The 18,954-nt window shown below is 33.7% G+C and carries 19 protein-coding genes; 10 read left to right on the top strand and 9 right to left on the bottom strand.

Features of this window, described 5'->3' with window-relative positions; genetic code table 11:
- The first annotated feature begins 26 nt into the window (after positions 1-26).
- Genes CHB81_RS12445 through CHB81_RS12435 form a run of 3 tightly spaced genes read left to right on the top strand, consistent with a single transcriptional unit; the run spans position 27 to position 2,427 of the window.
- Positions 27-596 (top strand): hypothetical protein, encoded by a 570-nt coding sequence (locus CHB81_RS12445; protein ID WP_089352186.1) that lies wholly within the window; start codon positions 27-29, stop codon positions 594-596.
- A gap of 22 nt (positions 597-618) precedes the next feature.
- On the top strand, positions 619-1,983 hold the full coding sequence (locus CHB81_RS12440) for a polymer-forming cytoskeletal protein (RefSeq protein WP_089352290.1): 1,365 nt from the start codon (positions 619-621) through the stop codon (positions 1,981-1,983).
- A gap of 6 nt (positions 1,984-1,989) precedes the next feature.
- On the top strand, positions 1,990-2,427 hold the full coding sequence (locus CHB81_RS12435; protein ID WP_089352185.1) for a GNAT family N-acetyltransferase: 438 nt from the start codon (positions 1,990-1,992) through the stop codon (positions 2,425-2,427).
- Positions 2,428-2,507: 80 nt separating this feature from the next.
- Here the strand turns inward: CHB81_RS12435 and CHB81_RS12430 are convergent, their stop codons facing one another.
- Both CHB81_RS12430 and CHB81_RS12425 read right to left on the bottom strand, forming a co-directional pair.
- Entirely contained in the window at positions 2,508-2,702 is a 195-nt protein-coding gene (locus tag CHB81_RS12430; RefSeq protein WP_089352184.1) for a hypothetical protein, read from the bottom strand.
- Positions 2,703-2,776: 74 nt separating this feature from the next.
- Positions 2,777-2,977, bottom strand: coding sequence for a hypothetical protein (locus tag CHB81_RS12425; protein WP_089352183.1), 201 nt, complete (start codon positions 2,975-2,977; stop codon positions 2,777-2,779).
- A gap of 299 nt (positions 2,978-3,276) precedes the next feature.
- Between CHB81_RS12425 and CHB81_RS12420 the strand changes: the two genes are divergently transcribed.
- From CHB81_RS12420 to CHB81_RS12410, 3 genes are all read left to right on the top strand, one after another.
- Positions 3,277-4,017, top strand: coding sequence for a LytTR family DNA-binding domain-containing protein (locus CHB81_RS12420; RefSeq protein WP_089352182.1), 741 nt, complete (start codon positions 3,277-3,279; stop codon positions 4,015-4,017).
- Positions 4,018-4,118: 101 nt separating this feature from the next.
- Entirely contained in the window at positions 4,119-4,679 is a 561-nt protein-coding gene (locus CHB81_RS12415) for a hypothetical protein (RefSeq protein WP_089352181.1), read from the top strand.
- Positions 4,680-4,755: 76 nt separating this feature from the next.
- A complete protein-coding gene (locus CHB81_RS12410) occupies positions 4,756-5,127 on the top strand; it encodes a hypothetical protein (RefSeq protein ID WP_141130393.1) in 372 nt (123 codons plus the stop codon).
- 470 nt (positions 5,128-5,597) lie between these two features.
- Here CHB81_RS12410 and CHB81_RS12400 read toward each other — a convergent pair whose 3' ends face one another.
- Positions 5,598-6,959: a hydroxymethylglutaryl-CoA synthase family protein gene (locus tag CHB81_RS12400; protein ID WP_089352289.1), complete on the bottom strand. Its 1,362-nt coding sequence runs from the start codon at positions 6,957-6,959 to the stop codon at positions 5,598-5,600.
- A gap of 321 nt (positions 6,960-7,280) precedes the next feature.
- On the opposite strand from CHB81_RS12400, the gene CHB81_RS12395 reads away from it, so the two are divergent.
- The 3 genes from CHB81_RS12395 to CHB81_RS12385 all read left to right on the top strand — a co-directional run bounded on the left by CHB81_RS12395 (position 7,281) and on the right by CHB81_RS12385 (position 10,782).
- Positions 7,281-7,946: a succinate dehydrogenase cytochrome b subunit gene (locus tag CHB81_RS12395; RefSeq protein ID WP_089352178.1), complete on the top strand. Its 666-nt coding sequence runs from the start codon at positions 7,281-7,283 to the stop codon at positions 7,944-7,946.
- 11 nt (positions 7,947-7,957) lie between these two features.
- Positions 7,958-9,958: a fumarate reductase/succinate dehydrogenase flavoprotein subunit gene (locus CHB81_RS12390; protein ID WP_089352177.1), complete on the top strand. Its 2,001-nt coding sequence runs from the start codon at positions 7,958-7,960 to the stop codon at positions 9,956-9,958.
- A 77-nt stretch (positions 9,959-10,035) separates the two neighbouring features.
- Positions 10,036-10,782 carry a succinate dehydrogenase/fumarate reductase iron-sulfur subunit gene (locus tag CHB81_RS12385; protein WP_083692564.1) on the top strand — a complete coding sequence of 249 codons (747 nt, stop codon included), beginning with the start codon at positions 10,036-10,038 and terminating at the stop codon, positions 10,780-10,782.
- A gap of 67 nt (positions 10,783-10,849) precedes the next feature.
- On the opposite strand, the gene CHB81_RS12380 is transcribed toward CHB81_RS12385, so the two are convergent.
- On the bottom strand, positions 10,850-13,153 hold the full coding sequence (locus tag CHB81_RS12380) for a family 20 glycosylhydrolase (protein WP_089352176.1): 2,304 nt from the start codon (positions 13,151-13,153) through the stop codon (positions 10,850-10,852).
- 189 nt (positions 13,154-13,342) lie between these two features.
- On the opposite strand from CHB81_RS12380, the gene CHB81_RS12375 reads away from it, so the two are divergent.
- Positions 13,343-14,122 (top strand): DeoR/GlpR family DNA-binding transcription regulator, encoded by a 780-nt coding sequence (locus CHB81_RS12375; protein WP_089352175.1) that lies wholly within the window; start codon positions 13,343-13,345, stop codon positions 14,120-14,122.
- Between the two features lie 172 nt (positions 14,123-14,294).
- Here the strand turns inward: CHB81_RS12375 and CHB81_RS12370 are convergent, their stop codons facing one another.
- The 5 genes from CHB81_RS12370 to CHB81_RS12350 form a co-directional block, all read right to left on the bottom strand.
- Positions 14,295-15,365, bottom strand: coding sequence for a dipeptidase (locus tag CHB81_RS12370; RefSeq protein WP_089352174.1), 1,071 nt, complete (start codon positions 15,363-15,365; stop codon positions 14,295-14,297).
- A gap of 129 nt (positions 15,366-15,494) precedes the next feature.
- Positions 15,495-16,610: a D-TA family PLP-dependent enzyme gene (locus CHB81_RS12365; RefSeq protein WP_089352173.1), complete on the bottom strand. Its 1,116-nt coding sequence runs from the start codon at positions 16,608-16,610 to the stop codon at positions 15,495-15,497.
- A gap of 3 nt (positions 16,611-16,613) precedes the next feature.
- Entirely contained in the window at positions 16,614-17,261 is a 648-nt protein-coding gene (locus CHB81_RS12360) for a bifunctional 4-hydroxy-2-oxoglutarate aldolase/2-dehydro-3-deoxy-phosphogluconate aldolase (RefSeq protein ID WP_089352172.1), read from the bottom strand.
- Positions 17,262-17,270: 9 nt separating this feature from the next.
- The gene (locus tag CHB81_RS12355) at positions 17,271-18,299 is read right to left on the bottom strand and encodes a sugar kinase (protein ID WP_089352171.1); all 1,029 of its coding nucleotides are present in this window, start codon (positions 18,297-18,299) and stop codon (positions 17,271-17,273) included.
- A gap of 184 nt (positions 18,300-18,483) precedes the next feature.
- A complete protein-coding gene (locus CHB81_RS12350) occupies positions 18,484-18,951 on the bottom strand; it encodes a RidA family protein (protein WP_089352170.1) in 468 nt (155 codons plus the stop codon).
- Between the last annotated feature and the right edge of the window lie 3 nt (positions 18,952-18,954).

Below are 18,954 nucleotides of genomic sequence, written 5' to 3'. Positions count from 1 at the left end.
TAGAGTAAATTATATATTCATTAAAGATGAAATTAAATACAGAAGTTAAATATTTAACCCATAAACAAAGTGCCATTTTTTTGCTGGTTTCACTATCTCTTATTTGGGTTTGGATGTTTATTACATCTATAATCGACACAGGAAACGATCGCGGATTGATGACTAGTTTTGGTACCGTAGTAATTTTGACTTTTATACTGGTACAATTCTTTGCAAAAGTTAAATCAGGAGAATATTTGGCAACATTCTTTTATCTCTGTTTTGGGAGTTTGCTAAGTTTTATTATAACGATGGCAATTGGACTCCTTATTATGGCAGTTATCAAATCGGGTTGGGCATGGTTTGTAGTTCCGTTAACGACAACCGGGTTTTTGTTGTTTTTTATTCTTAGACGATTGTTTTCTTTTCCGGATAATTTTGTTGCATTTTGGGTGTTATTTTTATTGCCAATTCTGACAGTAATAACATTGGAAGTCTTGCCTTTTTATGATGATATTGCCAAGCATGATTTAGGTCTCGGGTTTCCAATTGCGATTTATCTAAGTTTTGTTTTTATCGCAATTGCAATACTTTGCAGAGAGAGTCAAAAGAAATAATAGAAGAATAAAAAAAAATAAAATGCAGAATTCAAGTTTTAAATTAATTACGATCAAAGATGTCAAATTGCAATATCCATTTCTTTTGGATCATGAAGGATTTGATTATTTTGAAGAATGGGAAGATCAGGATTTCTTCTTGATTTCAACTGAAGATGTATATTTTGAAGGTGACTTTTATTTGGATCTTTATGAAGATAAAGAGAAAAAATGGCTTTCGAATCTTTTAAGTCTTCCATTAAATGAAATCGAAAAAATACGAATTGAAGGTGTTTTAATAAATGGAAATCTCTCCGCAAACGGAACCATCATAAATGCCGAAGGAGATTATGGTCCGTATATTTTTATAAACGGGAATGTTACTTGTCAAAGTATGCTATTAGGAGGTTCATATGTTGAAATAAACGGAAATGTCAAAGCTCAGGAAGTTGTGATGACATCTTATAATCATGGTAATTTTAAATGTTCGGGTACTATTGAAGCTCCGGTTTTTATAGTCGAAGATCATTACACGACTTTTGCAGAGCGAAAAAATGCTTTATTCTATTATAATGATCGAGCGGATGATTTTGACGCTAAAAATAGTTGCGAATATGATGATGAAAGCGAAGAAGAAATTATCTCAAATGAATTACGGAAACATCTCGAGAATTCGTTAATCGGAACTTTTGAGGAATTAAAACGTGAATTAGAAAACGGCGAATTAGTTTTAAAACAAAATAATCCGCCGACCAAAACATATCAATATTGGCAAAATAGAGTAAAGTCAAATTATCGAGATTTAAAATTGGTTCCGCTTCAACATAAAACCAAAGAATTATGTGAGTTGGTATTAAATATTACATTTCATGCGCTGCCATTTGTCAATCCGGAATTTATTACGCCCGTACTCTGCGAAAAATTAGTTGAGAAAGATGGTTTTGCGATTCAAAAAATTCCAAGTCAGTTTATCACTAAAGAACTTTGTTTGAAAGCGGCTCAAAGCGGAACATTGATTTCGCTTATTCCACATGAATTTTATTCGGAAGAATTGATTTTGACTACTTTTAAAAACGGTAAACATGAACCGAATATTACTGATGTTCCTTCTGAATTTATAACAGATCGTTTGCTCGAAGAATATGTAAAAATTGGCAAAGGATTATGGCTTGATAAAGTCTGTAAAGAAAATGAAAAAGATAAATTAACAATTTTAAAACGAATTGTTGACGCTGGAATAGCCAATTTAGATGCTGTTTTTGGAAATCATTTTAGTAAAGAAATTGTTGATTATGCCTCTTCTGTTTATAATAATGAAAAGTATAAACAAGAATGGAATAATTACGTTAAAGTATATAAGGTTAAATTTGAGCGTCTAGGTTTAGAAGAGTATTTTCAAAAAGAATAAAAGTTTATGGAATCAAAAATTGAAATAAGAAAAGTCGAAAATCGAGACCTGGATTTTGTGTACAAAGCAATTTGCGAACTTGAAAATGAAGAATTAGATTTTGAAGTATTTGCTACAATATTCCATGAAAATATTTCGAATAAAAATAATCTTTACTTGTTGGCAGAAAATGAAAATGAAGGTTTAGGATTTATTAGTTTTCACACACAAAATCTCCTTCATCATTGCGGATTAGTTGGCGAAATTCAGGAATTTTTTATTCATCAAAATCACCGCGGAAAAGGAATTGGACGACAATTGATAAATGAGATTATGCAATATGCAGATCAAAATAACCTGAAAAGTATCGAAGTCACGACAAATCGCCGAAGAGTTGAGAATGTATTGATTTATGAAAATCTCGGTTTTAAATTATCGCATAATAAGTTTACGATTTATAAGTGAGCTTTCCAGCCATGAAAGATAGAACATAAAAAAACTGCTATTTTGTTAATAGCAGTTTTAATTGATAATTATGTTGGTTATTATAGTGCGTATTCCATACAGATACTATTTGTTGCTGTTCGGAATAAATACCAACCGCATATGTTTCTTCCGTAATAAGAAACTTCGTCACCGGCACATATTGGATATGGTACACAGTTTACAGCTCCGGCATTAATTGATTTCAATTCTTCTTTTGATAATTTTTGTGCTGATAATTTTTGTAAATTTTTCATAAATAAGGTTTTTTTGATTTTTCTATTCTATAAGTTTTTCAGATATTATTTTGATAAAAATGGACGATTTGTTGTTATACCGCTCCATATTCCATACAGATACTACCTGTTGATGTTTTGTATAAATACCAATCACATGATTGTGTATAAAAAGTGACTTCTTGACCGTTACATAGTGGCCATGGATAGCAGGGTGCACCATTACCACCAGCGTTAATTGATTTCAATTCTTCTTTTGATAGTTTTTGTGTTGACAATTTTTGTAAGTTTTTCATAAATAAGTTTTTTTGGATTTTCCTACTCTATAAGTTTTTCGGATACGACTTTGATAAAAATACAAATTACTTTTTTAAATAAATACTTACAAAAAAGAAACCTTTCGATTCTAATTAATTTTTTAATAATCTTCAATCTTTTTCTTTTTTTAATATAAGTTTACAGTAATTTCTTTCTTTTTTGTGATTTTAATGTAATTGTTGATTTTAAAAATAAGTGAAAAAAACAGCTGAGTTTTACTTGAAGCAAGTTGAATTAAAGTCTAATATTGTATACTAATTAATTGCTTCAAGAAAAGATGAAAGAATTGAATCCGAAAATAAAACATCATTTAATAGTTGGTTTGCTAATTGGTGTCTGGTTGTTTGTTTTTGCTTTCATCATAAAACCTTTTGATGATGGTACTATAAATTTTAGAGCCTGGTTTTTAATAAGTTTTGGTTTTAGTATAATGGCATTTTTGTGTTATGGTATTCTTGCTATTCTTCAAAAAAAGGTTTTCGAAAAAACATCAAAATGGAATCTCGGTTTAGAAACAGGATTTCTCATCGTCTTCTATATTATCTATTTAATTGGAATTTATGCCTATTATAAAAGTCCGATTTTAAATGGCGGTTATAGTCTTTCTGAATTTTTCTATACGATTTTTATCAAAGTTGCTTTGATTTTAACTCCGGTCATTATTTTGGCAAGGAGATATTTAATTAAGCTGATTCCGCAAAAAGAAGATTTTATAATTATTAAAGGAGAGAATAAATTAGATGTTCTAAAAATCAAAAAAGCCGATTTGGTTTGTGTTTCTAATGCTCAAAATTATGTCGAGATTTTTTATCTTGAAAACGCAAAACTTCATTCCAAAATAATTCGGTCTTCACTCAAAAAAGTTCAGGAAGATTTTTCTTTTTTAGTTCAAATTCATAGATCGCATTTGATAAATTCAGCACATTTTAAGTCCTGGAGAAATCAAAATACCATTATTCTGACTCAAATAGAACTTCCGGTTTCTAAGAATTATAAAGAAACTTTATTAGCATTATAATTTCGTACCTAAAACAATAGGTTTTGTACCAAAGCCTGTAAAATTGGAGTTTACGAGAGATTCTCTTATTAGTTTTGTTTCATCAATTTAAAACATTAATTATGACAACAAAACAACTTTGCCTTCTTGGATTATTATTTTTTCTGATCAGTTATTTACTTTTTTCTAAAGTTCTGCCCAACTTTCAAAAACCAATCGATTTTGCGCATTGGTTTAATTTAATTGGAGCTTGTTTACTATTTTCTTTTAATTATGTTTTTCCTAAAAACAAATTAAATTCTCTTGCTTCTGTTGTTACAACTTTAGGGATTATTGCTCATATTGGTCTTTGTACGATTGATTTTATTATGTCTAGTTTTGGCAATGATGATCTTGCCAGAGCAGAATTAAGTCTTCAAATTACTAATACGCCAGCGATTTTGTATCCTTTTGTAATTGTTGGTCCGTCATTGCTTTTTATTGGACTTTCGTTGCACGCTTTAAATTTTATAAAAACAAAAACAGTAAGTGCTTCTATGGTTATTATTGCTTCGTTTGCAATTGGTTTTTCCTTTTTTGTATTAAAAGACGGAGTTTATATGTTGCTGAGTTGTGTGGTTTTTACTTTGGGATTGGGATTGTTGCTTTTTAAAAAAGAAGAAAATGTATTAATTTCAAAATAAGTTTTCAGAAAAATGAAGTTGTTGCTTTAATTTGTATTTTCGTTTGAAGAAATACTCAAAAAATCCAATAAGAAAATTGAATAAATACCTAAAATATCTAATCTCGCTCTTTCTCGCTTTTGTCGTGATTGCGAGTGATGCTACTTTAGATTCTCAATCAAAATCTGCCGATTATTATCAATCTTCTTATGTAATTCTAAAGACAGAATTAGATTTTAAAAAGGCTCGTTTATATGCCTTCAAGCGTTTTGTTTCTGCAATTAAGATCTCATTTTTAGTTCCTTTAAAATTTCTTCAATTTGCAACGGTTTTTAGTCTTCAAATTCTGGTTTTTCTAAAAACACGAATACTTCTTCATCAAAAAATAAATTCATTTATGAGACAATCTGTTTTTGTAAACGAAATAATCACTTCAAATAATTATTATAAAGGTTTGTACAGCGTTTAGTTTTTTCTAAGCTTTTATGCGCTTCAACGCATACAATGATAAAATAATGTCTAATCATTTATCATTTTCAAAATGTATAAACACAAAAATAAAAAACGCTTAGAGCAATCTAAGCGACCACTTCTGTATTGGATAAAAAGAAAATTAATTTTAATAATAACCGCTTTTATGCTCGGAATGTCAAACGGAATGAATGTACAGGATCAAGCTCTTAAAGAAAACCAGAATTACACAGAACAACATAAGAAGGATTGATTTTTCTATTTAACCGCAAAGAACGCAAAGCATTTTATCTGTGTAATGTCTAAAAAAAAACGCAGAGTTCGCAAAGCTTTATGTGTATTAGCAGTGTAAAATTTGGCGAACCTTGCGTAAATCTTTGCGCGCTTTGCGGTTAAATTAAAAGTAAGGCATAAAAAAAACCGAAACGTTAAGCTTCGGTTTTTTATTTATTGGAATTTGGAATTTAATTATCCAATCCATTTATAATATCTCGCCCCAATTAAATTTGGAATTTCTTTCTCAATTCGATCCAAAACCCATTCGTTTTTAGGAGTTCTAATGCTTTGTTTTTGTTCTTTTTTGTGAAGACTTTCATAAGCTTCAAAACCAATTTCTACACTTTCTTCTAAGTTTTCAAAAAGTTTGGTTTTGGCTAAAGCCGATTGCCATTCCGGTTGAATCGTTCCTTCAAAAACTTTCGATTTTGATCCGCTTCCGTAGGCCAGGAAACCAAATTTAGTTCCGGCAACTTCATGCTTTGTGTCGTAATAATGCGCCAAAGTCGATAATAATCCCATGAAAATAGATCCTGTATAAAGGTTTCCAATTAAAGAAGAAGCCAATTCTGCAGGTTGCAATTTGTCGGTTACAAACTTTCTGTATTCTTCAGATTTTCCAATTTCCTTAATTTTATTCTGATAGTCTGCAGGTTCAATATTTTCTGAAATGATTTTATCGGCACTATCTAAAGCATAAATTTCAGATAGCATTCTTCTGCCTTGAAAAGAATAGGGAAGGTGCATGATAATACTGTTCCAGGAATTGTATAAAGTTTCAGTCGTGTTTTTTAGTTTCTTGAATGAGAAGTAAGCATTTCTCGTACGATCCATGTAACATTGATTCGAATATTGTCCGTCAAAAACTGGTTGGTCTTTGTGAACTTCGATTTCAGCTTCTAAATTATCAAACCACGGATCGTTACTTTCGTTTTGGGTAATCGCCTCTTTTGAGATAGTTCTGTAAGGTTTGAAAAAATCAAAAACACCTTTTGTACTTGTTGCCCAATTTTCATCAAAAGCAATAATTTTTGGGTTCGAAGTCACTAGCATTGCAAGTGCTCCGGCGCCTTGTGTATATTCTCCGGTAGAATTTAAATCATATTTAGCAAAATCGGTAGTAACAACAATTGCTTTTTTGGTTGGATTTAGTTTTACAAAATCAATACAGTTTTGCAAAGCATCAACTCCGCCAATACAAGCAAATGTAAAATCGACTACATCACATTCGGCTAAAGAATCTTCTCCGAATTTTTGTTCCATTAAACTAATTAAAAAAGAACTTATTGGTTTCGAGCTGTCGATTGCACTTTCGGTTCCAACATAAATCCGGCTAATTTCACTTAAGTTTATTTCATTTTCAAGAATAAGTTTGGTTAAAGCATTGGCTCCAAAAACCACAGCATCCTGATGAACGTCTGGTAAAGTCATTTTAATTAATCCAAGACCTTTCTCTAATTTTTCGGGTTCAATATTTCTGGCAATTGCCAAAGTTTTTATGGGTAAATGTATGTTGGCTACGTCAAAAGAAATAGCGTCGATTCCTGTTTTCATTCTGATTTTTTTTGAAGCCGATAAAGGTAAAATTATGCTATTAAAATTCACTTGTTTTCGCTCAATAAAATTCATGATGACTTTATTTTTGAGAAAAAGAAGTCAAAACGGGGAGAAAAGTAGCAATTTGGTAATTATATAAAAAACAAGATTTAGTTAAAATGGCTCGCGAATAATTTCTATTTTATTGTTTTTAAATAATTTGCAATAAAATTGATGAAAGCTCTTTAAAATCATTATAAATAACAACGAAATGGTTGTAGTTCATGTCTAATTGCTTTATTTTTGTCTAATTTTTTAAAACAAACTACTTAAACACTTATGGCACAATCTGCACTATTGAATGCTTCCATCTTAAAGAAAGTGGCTATGGCTCTTTCGGGAATATTCTTAATCACGTTTTTAGCGCTGCATGTTTCCTTAAATTTCATTTCTATTATTAGTGAAGATGTTTTTAACGAAGCTTCTCACTTTATGGGATACAATCCGCTGATTCAATATGTAATGCAACCAGTTTTGGCAATCGGAGTAATCTTCCATTTCGTTATGGGATTCGTATTAACGGCTCAAAATACTGCTGCAAGACCAATTGCGTATGCAAAATACAATGGAGCCGCAAATGCTTCATGGAGTTCTAGAAATATGATTATTTCTGGATTGGTTATTTTGGCTTTCTTAGGATTGCATTTCTATGATTTTTGGTTTCCTGAAGTTACCTATAAATATATTGCAGGTACTGCACCAGATGCTACAAGGTATTATGGAGAGTTAGTTCATAAGTTTCACGATCCAATTCGTACAGGATTATATTGTGTGGCTTTTGTGTTATTAGGATTTCACCTTTGGCACGGATTCGGTTCTTCTCTTCAATCAGTAGGGATGAACAATAAATATTCTCGATTTTTAAATAAAATCGGTTATGGTTTTGCGGTTCTTGTACCTGCACTTTTCATCATAATCGCATTATTTCATCATTTCAATAATTAATATAAATTATAATGGCATTAGATTCAAAAATTCCACACGGCCCAATATCGGACAAATGGACAGATTATAAAGATCATATTAATTTAGTAAACCCTGCAAACAAACGTAATTTAGATATTATCATTGTTGGTACAGGTTTGGCTGGAGGTTCAGCTGCGGCTACTTTGGCTGAGCAGGGATATAACGTAAAAGCATTTTGTTTTCAGGATTCACCTCGTCGTGCGCACTCTATTGCTGCACAAGGAGGTATCAATGCTGCAAAAAATTATAAAGGTGACGGTGACTCCGTTTACAGATTATTCTATGATACTGTAAAAGGGGGTGACTACCGTGCACGTGAGGCAAACGTTCACCGATTGGCTGAAGTTTCTGCTAATATTATTGACCAGTGTGTGGCTCAAGGAGTGCCATTGGCTCGTGAATATGGTGGATTATTAGATAACCGTTCTTTTGGAGGAACTTTGGTTTCTCGTACATTTTACGCACAAGGACAAACTGGACAACAATTATTGTTAGGAGCATATTCTGCAATGAACCGTCAGATTGGTCGTGGAAAAATAAAAATGTACAACCGTCACGAAATGCTTGACATTGTTATCGTGAACGGAAAAGCGAGAGGTATTATCGCTCGTAACTTAATTACCGGAGAAATAGAAAGACATTCTGCTCACGCAGTAGTAGTTGGTTCTGGAGGATACGGAAACGTATTTTTCTTGTCAACAAACGCTATGGGAAGTAACGCAACAGCAGCTTGGAAAATTCATAAAAAAGGAGCATTTTTCGCAAATCCTTGTTACACACAAATTCACCCAACATGTATTCCGGTTTCAGGAGATCACCAGTCAAAATTGACTTTGATGTCTGAATCTTTGCGTAATGATGGTCGTATTTGGGTTCCTGCAAAACAAGAAGATGCAAAAGCAATTCGTGAAGGAAAGAAAAAAGCAACTGATTTATCTGAAGCTGAGAGAGATTATTTCTTAGAAAGAAGATATCCTGCTTTTGGTAACTTAGTACCTCGTGACGTTGCGTCTCGTGCTGCAAAAGAAAGATGTGATGCTGGTTTTGGTGTTAACAAAACCGGAGAAGCTGTTTACTTGGATTTCGCAGCAGCGATCAAACGTTACGGAACTGAAGAAGCTTTCGTAAAAGGTTTAGATGCTAACGATGCGGCTTTGGTAACTAAATTAGGAGCTGAAATCGTGAAAAGTAAATACGGAAACTTATTCCAGATGTATTACAAAATCGTTGACGAAGATCCTTATACAACACCAATGATGATTTACCCTGCGGTTCACTACACAATGGGTGGAACCTGGGTTGATTATAACTTAATGACTACAATTCCTGGATGTTTCTCAATTGGAGAATCTAACTTCTCTGATCACGGAGCAAACAGACTTGGAGCTTCTGCTTTGATGCAAGGTTTAGCTGATGGATATTTCGTATTACCTTATACTATTGGAGATTATTTAGCTCCGGATATTAAAATGGGAGAAATTTCTACAGATTTGCCAGAATTCGTAGCAGCAGAAAAAGATGTAAAAGATCAAATCGATAGATTTATCAATAATAAAGGAACTCATTCTGTAGATTATTTCCACAAGAAATTAGGAAAAATTATGTGGGATAAAGTAGGTATGGCTCGTAATGCTAAAGGTTTGTCTGAAGCTATCGTAGAAATTGCTGCTTTACGTGAAGAGTTTTATAAAGATGTAAAAGTTCCTGGAAGCGCAAACGAATTTAATCAGGAATTAGAGAAAGCGACACGTGTTGCCGATTTCTTAGAGTTAGGAGAATTGTTCGCGAAAGATGCATTACACCGTAATGAGTCTTGTGGAGGTCACTTCCGTGAAGAATACCAAACAGAAGAAGGAGAAGCACTTCGTGATGACGAAAACTTTGCATATGTTGCAGCTTGGGAATACAAAGGAAAACCAAGTGATGCCGTATTACACAAAGAACCTCTGGTTTACGAAAACATTAAATTAGTACAAAGAAGCTACAAATAGCAATTAGTCAAAAGACTAAAGTCTTAAAGTCTAATGGCTTTCGACTTTCGACTTTATGACCTTCAAACTAAAACAGTATGAAACTTACATTAAAAATATGGCGTCAGAAAAACGCCCAAGATAAAGGGGGAATTGTTGATTACCCAATCGACGGAATCGAACCAGATATGTCTTTCCTTGAAATGCTTGATGTTCTTAACGAACAATTAATCAACAAAGGAGAAGAGCCAGTAGCATTTGATCACGATTGTCGTGAAGGAATCTGCGGAATGTGTTCATTATTCATCAACGGAGAAGCACACGGACCAGACAGAGGAGTAACTACTTGTCAGTTGCATATGCGTATGTTTAAAGATGGTGATACGATTTTTATCGAGCCATTTAGAGCAAAAGCTTTCCCTGTAATTAAAGATTTAGTTGTTGACAGAAGTTCTTTTGACAGAATTCAACATGCAGGAGGATTTATCTCGGTAAATACTTCAGGAAATACAATTGATGCAAATACAATTCCGATTAACAAACATGATGCAGATAAATCATTCGATGCTGCAGCTTGTATTGGTTGTGGAGCTTGTGTTGCAACTTGTAAAAACGGATCAGCAATGTTGTTCGTTGGAGCAAAAGTATCTCAATATGCATTATTACCTCAGGGTAAAGTTGAAGCAGTTGATCGTGTTTTAAACATGGTACACCAAATGGATTTAGAAGGTTTTGGTAACTGTACAAATACAGGAGCTTGTGAAATTGAATGTCCAAAAGGAATTTCACTTGAAAATATCGCACGTATGAACCGTGAGTATTTATCTGCAAGTTTGAAAGGATAATATAAAAAACACTTTTAGTTTAAAATAGAAAAAAGCATCAGCCGCGGCTGATGCTTTTTTTATGCTCTTATTCGTAATACAATTGTGAAGCACTTATTTCTTGTTTTTCTTTTCCTTCCTGCTGAATAAAACACGTTAAAGTAGTTCCTCCAATTTGGTCAAAATAACTGATGTTGATTTTGTGAAAACCTTTTTCAAGTTTTGTAACTCCGTACGCTTCGTTTAGCCAATGAATACCGTCATTATTAACTACTAATTCATTGTCAATAAAAAGCTTCGATCCGTCGTCTGAAAGCGTCGAAATTGTATAATTTGCCGTTTCTGGAATATAGATGTATCCGTCGAATTTTAAGCCGATATAACGCTCTGTTTTCGTTTTCCATTTTTCGCTGGTTATGGCGCCTTCAAAAATGCCTGAATTAACAGGTTTTGCTAATTCTAAATCTTGTGTTTGCTGAAATAATGTTCCAGTATAATATTCGAATTTTAAACCTTTCTTGGTTGGTTTTATGGCTAGAGCCGATTTTAACACCGGATTTCGAGCTATTATTTTATTAATTGAACTTTTTCTTCCACTTGGACTTATTTGAACTGTTTTGATCGTTCTGAATTCTCCTTTTGGAATATTTATAGTTACAGGTCTTTTATAAAGTTCTGCTGTTTCGTCTGGATTATAGCCGTCGATTGTATAAAAAATCTGTCCATTTTTGATGGTTGGTTTTAAATCTAAAACATATTTTGATGCAATTAATGCGGTTTCGTTTGCACCAAAAGGCGTTGGAACTTTATATAATCTTTTTTGCGCTTCCAGTTTTTCTAAATGATGTGGCATTCTATTCAAAACAAAATTATTGTAGTTTTTATTTTGAGGTTCTGTCCAGGCAATTTCTGCTAAAGCAAACATTCTAGGATAAAGCTGATAATTTAATTTCGCTGGACTTGTCAAATATTCTGACCAAAGATTAGATTGAACGCCCATAATGTATTTCTGTTCCTCAACCGTTAAACTATCAACCGGGGTTGGATTGTAATTATAGATTTTGTCAACCGTAATTAATCGCCCAACCGTTAAAGGTTCATTTGGCGAATATCCCTGATTGTAATCTAAATACAAAACTTGCTCTGGATTCATGATTACAAAATGTTTCTGTTTTGTAGCGGCAATTCCACCGGATTCTCCTCGCCATGACATTACCGCTGCGTTTGGAGCTAATCCACCTTCGAGCATTTCGTCCCAACCAAGAATTTGTCTTCCGTTTGCATTTAGGAATTTCTCAATTTTTGTTGTCAGATAACTTTGTAATTCATGTTCGTTTTTCAGGCCTAATTCTTTGATTTTTTTCTGGCAATTCGGACATTCTTTCCATCTTGTTTTTGGACATTCATCTCCGCCAATATGAATATATTTGCTTGGAAATAAAGCCATAACTTCTGTCAAAACATCTTCAAGAAAAGTATAGGTTTCTTCTTTTCCGGCGCAGAAAATATCATCAAAAACACCCCAATATTCTACCACTTTATAAGGACGATCCGGAAAACAGGATAAATTAGGATAAGCTGTAACAGCCGCAGTTGCATGACCCGGCATTTCGATTTCCGGAATAATATTTACATAATGTTCTTCGGCAAATTTTACGATGTCTTTGATTTCTTCCTGAGTATAAAATCCGCCGTATGGATTTCCGTCAAAAAAATAAGGGAATCTTTCGAATTTATTCCCCACTAAAGTCTGTGCTCTTTTTGAACCGACTTCTGTTAGTTTTGGGTATTTTTTTATCTCAATTCTCCATCCCTGATCGTCTGTTAAGTGCCAATGAAAGTTATTTAGCTTATAGCTGGACATTTGTGCGATAAAATCTTTTATAACATCGACAGAGAAAAAATGACGGCAAACATCGAGGTGAAGCCCGCGATAGCTGTATCTCGGCTCATCTTCGATAGTAACACAAGGCAATTTTATTTCCTGATTTTTAAATTTGTTCGGCAAAAGTTGTATTAAACTCTGAACTCCATAAAATAATCCTTCTTCACTTCCGGTAACGGTTATCTTTTTTGACGTAATATTTATTTTATAGGCTTCTTTTTTTAATGAAGTTGATGGATTTTTAGTAATAAATAAAACTTCAATATTGCTTTTTTTATTTGCTGTATTCGAGTTTATAGCTGACTCAAAAATGTTGGCTGTTTTTTGTTCTTTGGCGCTGAATTTATTCTTTTCGAAAACAACTTTTATTTGTCCGTCTAAACGAATGCTGTCTCCGGTTGCTTTGTATGAATTAGGTTGTGGAATAATCGAATTATTAGTGATGGAAGTTTGAGCATTTCCAAAAGAATAACAGAAGATCAAAAGGAGGATTATACTTTTTTGCATGGTTGCTTTCTTGGTTCGTTAAACAAATTTAGGTTTTGTAATTGAGTTTGCATTTTTTTTGCAAAACTTATTTTGATATAAAAGTCTTTAAAATAGCCGGGTTAACTATTAAATTACATTGTGTTATAATTTGTTTCGCAATAATATTGCATTTATTGTTTACATTTGTCTTACTAAAAATGAATTTGCATGAATAATGATAATGAAGTGGTTAATTACACCAAGGAAGAACGTAAAAATCTTATTTTAAAAGAGATTAACTTACATACTCGTGTGAGTTTTGAAACGCTTTCGGCTAAATTATTTGTTTCAGAAGATACAGTGAGACGTGATATTAATGAACTTGAATCTGAATCTTTATTGATTAAAGTAAAAGGCGGTGCGATGACAAAAGCGTATCACCATTCTTCGACTAATAATCAAACTTATGCAGGCGAATCTAAACAAATTATTGCACAGAAAACTTTAGGTTTACTTCAGGATGGTATGGTTTTGTTAATTGGCGGCGGAACTACAATTCGTGAATTTATCCGATTGATTCCTGATGATTTGAATCTGACCATTTTTACTGTTACCGTTTTATCTGCTGTTGAACTTCTGGATAAACCCAATGTTAAAATTATCATGATTGGCGGAAGCATTTCGTCTTACAGCCAAATGTGTGTGAGCGGTGATGTCTACAATCAATTGGCAAATATTAAAGTCGATTTATTAATATTAGGAACCAATGCTTTGGATATCGAAGGCGGATTCTCAGATTCTGATTGGGAAACCGTTCAGGTAAAAAAAGCAATGATTCAGGCCTCTGAGAAAACAGCTATTTTGACTATTTCTGAAAAACTGGATACGGTTCTAAAAATGAAAATTGCCAACTTATCTGAGGTTGATTACGTTGTCACGGAAGTTGATCCTTACGACGAAAAATTACAATCATATAAAAAGGCAGTTCCCAGTTTAGTTTTTATTTAAAAAGTTTGCCACGAATTTCTCGAATTATCCCGAATTATTTTGATTGTACAGATCAAAAAAGGCGGTGCAATTTGCGGCTAGTTTTTAAACAGTTTCAAAATAAAAATTTGAGTAAATTCGAGAAATTCGTGGCAAAAAGCAAGTTCGTATTCTTTGCTGACTTTCATATTTATTAATCCCAATTTTTCATTAAGAAATTGATCCAGTTTTGGTGAAAGATTTTATCTAAATCTTCATCAGAATAACCGTTGTTTTTAAAGATCAAAACCAATTTTTGCAAATCGGCAATGGTGTCTAAATCATACGGACCTTGTTCTGTACCAAAAGCGCCGTCAAGATCAGAACCTATACCAATATGATTGGCATTTCCAGCCAATTGGCAAATGTGATCCATGTGTTTGAAAACAGTTTCAAGATTGCAACTTGTGCCCTTTGGAGTCGAAACTCCTCTTTCCCAATTTGGGACTAACATCCAAGCATCTAAAGCACCGCCAATAACTGCTCCTCTTGAAATTAAAGCCTGAATCATTTCATCGCTATATTGACGATTGTGATCAACCAGACTTCTGCAATTATTATGACTTGCCCAAACTGGTCCGTGATAATGATCTAAAGCTTGCCAGAAAGCATCATCGCACAAATGGGTTGCGTCCAGAATAATATTCAAACGCTCCATTTCTTTCAATAAATCCAGCCCATTTTGGTTCATTTTTCCTGTTGCATCTGTTCCGTTTGCGTAACGTCCCGGACCGTAATGTGCAGGACCAATCGCGCGTAATCCGTAATTGTATGCTTTTTCTAAATACGAAACATCAATAATAGAATCAGCACCTTCTAAACTTAAAATATATCCAATAGGTTTTTTGTCGTTTGGTGTTCCGTCATTCCATAAATCAATTTGTTTCTGGAGCGATTTTTTATCCGTAATTGAAGTTATTTCGCCCGCTTCTTCCATCGCTTTGTACCACGCCAATTGTCCCTGAGTTTGCGCCCAGGCTTGTTCAGGAGAATTCCAACCCGGAATAATACTGTCCGGTTTTACAAATCTTGCAATTTGAGTGGCAACAACAATTCCGATATTGCCGCGTCGCAAATCAGGAAAAGATACCGTTGCACGTTCGCGATCCGGTTTATCAGTCATTCCTTTTTCAAGATGGCGCAAAGTGGGTACATCATTTCTTAAATCTCTGTTCCATTCCATCGCATTCATGCTCAGGTCTAAATGGGCGTCTATTATAAACATAGTATTTTTTTTAAGGCACAAAGGTCCAAAGGCTCAGAGGTTTTCTAGACAAGTGTTATTATGAGGTCTATTCTCTTTCTTCTTCGCTCTATTTTCTATTCTTTTTTCTTTATTCTACTTTTTCTGCTGCTAGATATTAATTTTTCTGCTGCGGGCAACAACTTGCCATTGATCGCAAATTTGATGTTCATTATTTACAACCTGAACCGAATCGTAAAGTGCGCAAGTTGGACAAACGTGATAAGGTTGGGCATAAATCGTGTCGCCAATAGCATACTCGTTTTTTCCTTGGTTTTCTATAATTAAATGTTCTTCTGAATGTGCGATCGGAATTAGATTTTCGTCATTTAAGATCACCAATCTTTTATCGATTGGGTTTTCAGAAGCTACGGCTTTGTATCCTATGTCAATACAAAAAGTAGAAGAAGTTGGTTTTGAAATAATGGTTCCAACAATAACCAATGCCGGTTCGAAATTTTGTTCCGGTAAATGAATTTGGTAATTAGAATCCCAGAAAACAAAAGTTCCCGGGCTGCATTCTACATTTTTTTGAGACGCATAAAACGGAAAGGTATTCGATCCTCCGGCAACAATTTTTAGATCGTAACCCAGTTTTTTCTGAATGTTTCCAATTTCTTCATTTATGCTAAAAAACAAATTCGAAGCGATGGCAGTTCTGTGTTCGACATCGCCTTTTAAATGGCCGTCGTAAATATGAATACCCGCAAAATGAAGGTTTTTTAGTTTGACAATTTCATCAATTAAAGCAATCCAATTTTTGTGAATCGAAATTCCGGTTCTGTTCATTCCCGTATTCAAATCCAGATAAACCGTAAGTTTCAAATTATTTTTTCCCGCACATTCATCTAAGGCTTTCGCCGAATCAAGATCATCAACAATTGTCGAAAAAGCAACATTCGGATATTTTTGAATCAATGAAATCCATCTTTCTTTTTTAATTCCAACAGGTTGATAGGCGAGAAGTACATCTGAAATTTCGTGTATGGCAGCCAATTCAGCTTCGGCAATCGTAGCACATTTTACCTTATTGATGTTGTAGGTTTTAAATAAATCGAGAATCTCACCAATTTTATGCGTCTTGATGTGTGGTCTCAATTTTTGAGTATTACCATTTACTGATTCAATCAAACGCTCGATATTTGCCTGAATACGATCTTCGTAAACGGCTAAAAAAGGCGTATCAATGCGGATTTCGGAATTAATTTTCCACCAATTGTTTTGCATAACTTACTTTCTTATTTTTTCTACCACTTCAATTAAATTTTGAAAAGCTTGCAGGGATTCTTCATAACTTAAATTCAAAAGCATTTCTTTCGAAAATAAATTAGAACCAATTCCCACGCAAACCACTCCCGATTTAAACCAGGATTTCAAGTTGCTTTCTTCTAAAGTCACGCCTCCGGTTGGCATAATTTTCAAATTTGGAAACGGAGCTCTAATTGCTTTTACATATCCGGGACCACCAATTTTATCGGCTGGGAAAAGCTTTACAATTTCGGCACCTAATTTATTGGCTTGAAGTATTTCGTTCAAAGTTGCGGCTCCGGGAATCCAGTAAATGTTGTTTTTAAAACAGTAATTTCCAATTTCCAAATCGGTGTGAGGACAAACAATACAATCTGCACCCAAAAGATGAAACGTTTCTGCATCATCTACGCTTAAAATTGATCCAACGGCTATTTTTACATTTAGATTATTCGCTTTTTTAAAAGCAATCATTTGACTAAAAACTTCTTTAGCATCATCTGCACGAGCAGCAAACTCGATAATTTTTATGCCAGCATCAGCCGCTGATTGCAAGACTATTTGGGCTGTTTCAATGTTGATTTGTGTTACTAACGGAAGTACACCTTGCGTTTTTAATATGCTGTACATTTTCTTATTTTATCTATTAATTCTATTACTTGAGCCGTTTTTAATAAAATGACTTATTTCGTCGAGACTGCTTATCGCAAAATCTCCGTGTATACTTTGTTTGATTACGCCACAAGCAGTTGCCCATTCGATACATTCCTGTCCGGATAATTTATTGGATAATCCGTATAATAATCCTGCGTTGAAGGCATCTCCAGAACCAATTTGATCCGTTACAACATGTATTTTGTGTTCCTGTGTTTGATAAAAATTACCTTTATGAATTAGTAATCCTTTATATAAATGTGCCGGTCCATCTGATTTTCTAAAACTCATCGCTAATGTTTTTAGAAAAGGCATTTTTACTTTTAATAATTCGAATGTTTTCTGAAAGCGATTTTCATCTGATTCTGTATTATCAGTTTTTATTCCGAAATAAATTTCAATCGCATCAAGATCAGCAACTGTAATTGTACTATATTGAAGCAAATCGGGCATAATTTCAGAAGGATGTTTTCCGTATTGCCATAATTTTGATCGAAAGTTAAAATCAGAAGAAATCGGTAAACCTTTTTGGTGTGCAGTCAGAATTGCCTCTTTGCAAGCCAAACCTGCTTCTTCAGAAACTCCCGGGCTTATTCCTGACCAATGAAAATGGGTAACATCGGCGAAAGCCAAATCCCAATTTATCTGATCTTTTTTGATAGTTGCAAAAGACGAATTGCTTCGATCATAAATAACTTGTGATTGTCTGATTTGATTTCCAGCTTCGACAAAATACAATCCCAACCGTTCTCCACCATAAACACATTTTGAAGTATTGACTTTGTATTTCTGAAGTTCGTTTAGAGCCAATTGCGCCAAATCATTTTTGGGTAATCTTGTAATATAATCGGTTTGAATGCCGAGTTGAGAAAGTAAAACACAAACATTTGCTTCGGCGCCGCCAACATGAATTTTTATTTCATTGGCTTGCGTAAATCGGTTTCCATCGGCAACATTCATCCGAAGTAATAATTCTCCGAAAGTTGCAATTCTTGTTTGTGGTGTTGTATTCATATTTTTTGTTTTTTGCCACAGATTAAATTATTTTACCATTAAGATATTAAGAAAATTAAGCTTGACTTAATGAAACTTAAAGGATAAGAAAAATTAAGTTTAGTTTCTTAATAAACTTAATGTCTTAATGGTTCAATTAAAAAAAAATCAATGTTAATCATTTAATCTGTGGCATAACTTTTCTTTAATATAATTCGAAAACAGCTTCAACTTCAACAGGAATATTGTCTGGTAAAGATCCCATTCCAACGGCGCTTCTTACGCCAATTCCGTTTTCTTGTCCCCAAACTTCGGCGAATAATTCACTACAACCGTTGATTACGTAAGGATGTTTAAGGAAATCGCCGTTACAATTGACCATTCCAAGAACTTTTATAACACGTTTTACTTTGTTCAGGCTTCCAAAATTGGTTACAATTGTAGAAAGCATTGTTAAGCCGACTTGTCTTGCTGCTAATTTTCCTTCTTCGATATCCATGTCATCGCCAATTCGGCCAATGATCAGGGATTTGTCGTCATTAACAGGCCCGTGACCTGAAAGGTATAAATATTTACCATCAACTAAATAGGGTTTGTAAATACCAAGCGGCTGAGGCGCCGGCGGAAGAGACAAACCAAGAGTTTCAAATTTTTCTTGTGGTAATAAATTCATGAT

It is taken from the genome of Flavobacterium sp. ov086 (assembly GCF_900187965.1).
In the GTDB taxonomy this organism is placed as follows: Bacteria; Bacteroidota; Bacteroidia; order Flavobacteriales; family Flavobacteriaceae; genus Flavobacterium.
This window is presented reverse-complemented; position numbering and strand designations above follow the sequence as displayed.

What these genes read in the sequence shown, in the direction of transcription:
- CHB81_RS12445 (WP_089352186.1), top strand. Translation starts at nt 27, where the DNA reads ATGAAATTAAATACAGAAGTTAAATATTTAACCCATAAACAAAGTGCC.
- CHB81_RS12440 (WP_089352290.1), top strand. Translation starts at nt 619, where the DNA reads ATGCAGAATTCAAGTTTTAAATTAATTACGATCAAAGATGTCAAATTG.
- CHB81_RS12435 (WP_089352185.1), top strand. Translation starts at nt 1,990, where the DNA reads ATGGAATCAAAAATTGAAATAAGAAAAGTCGAAAATCGAGACCTGGAT.
- CHB81_RS12430 (WP_089352184.1), bottom strand. Translation starts at nt 2,702, where the DNA reads ATGAAAAATTTACAAAAATTATCAGCACAAAAATTATCAAAAGAAGAA.
- CHB81_RS12425 (WP_089352183.1), bottom strand. Translation starts at nt 2,977, where the DNA reads ATGAAAAACTTACAAAAATTGTCAACACAAAAACTATCAAAAGAAGAA.
- CHB81_RS12420 (WP_089352182.1), top strand. Translation starts at nt 3,277, where the DNA reads ATGAAAGAATTGAATCCGAAAATAAAACATCATTTAATAGTTGGTTTG.
- CHB81_RS12415 (WP_089352181.1), top strand. Translation starts at nt 4,119, where the DNA reads ATGACAACAAAACAACTTTGCCTTCTTGGATTATTATTTTTTCTGATC.
- CHB81_RS12400 (WP_089352289.1), bottom strand. Translation starts at nt 6,959, where the DNA reads ATGAAAACAGGAATCGACGCTATTTCTTTTGACGTAGCCAACATACAT.
- CHB81_RS12395 (WP_089352178.1), top strand. Translation starts at nt 7,281, where the DNA reads ATGGCACAATCTGCACTATTGAATGCTTCCATCTTAAAGAAAGTGGCT.
- CHB81_RS12390 (WP_089352177.1), top strand. Translation starts at nt 7,958, where the DNA reads ATGGCATTAGATTCAAAAATTCCACACGGCCCAATATCGGACAAATGG.
- CHB81_RS12385 (WP_083692564.1), top strand. Translation starts at nt 10,036, where the DNA reads ATGAAACTTACATTAAAAATATGGCGTCAGAAAAACGCCCAAGATAAA.
- CHB81_RS12380 (WP_089352176.1), bottom strand. Translation starts at nt 13,153, where the DNA reads ATGCAAAAAAGTATAATCCTCCTTTTGATCTTCTGTTATTCTTTTGGA.
- CHB81_RS12375 (WP_089352175.1), top strand. Translation starts at nt 13,343, where the DNA reads ATGAATAATGATAATGAAGTGGTTAATTACACCAAGGAAGAACGTAAA.
- CHB81_RS12370 (WP_089352174.1), bottom strand. Translation starts at nt 15,365, where the DNA reads ATGTTTATAATAGACGCCCATTTAGACCTGAGCATGAATGCGATGGAA.
- CHB81_RS12365 (WP_089352173.1), bottom strand. Translation starts at nt 16,610, where the DNA reads ATGCAAAACAATTGGTGGAAAATTAATTCCGAAATCCGCATTGATACG.
- CHB81_RS12360 (WP_089352172.1), bottom strand. Translation starts at nt 17,261, where the DNA reads ATGTACAGCATATTAAAAACGCAAGGTGTACTTCCGTTAGTAACACAA.
- CHB81_RS12355 (WP_089352171.1), bottom strand. Translation starts at nt 18,299, where the DNA reads ATGAATACAACACCACAAACAAGAATTGCAACTTTCGGAGAATTATTA.
- CHB81_RS12350 (WP_089352170.1), bottom strand. Translation starts at nt 18,951, where the DNA reads ATGAATTTATTACCACAAGAAAAATTTGAAACTCTTGGTTTGTCTCTT.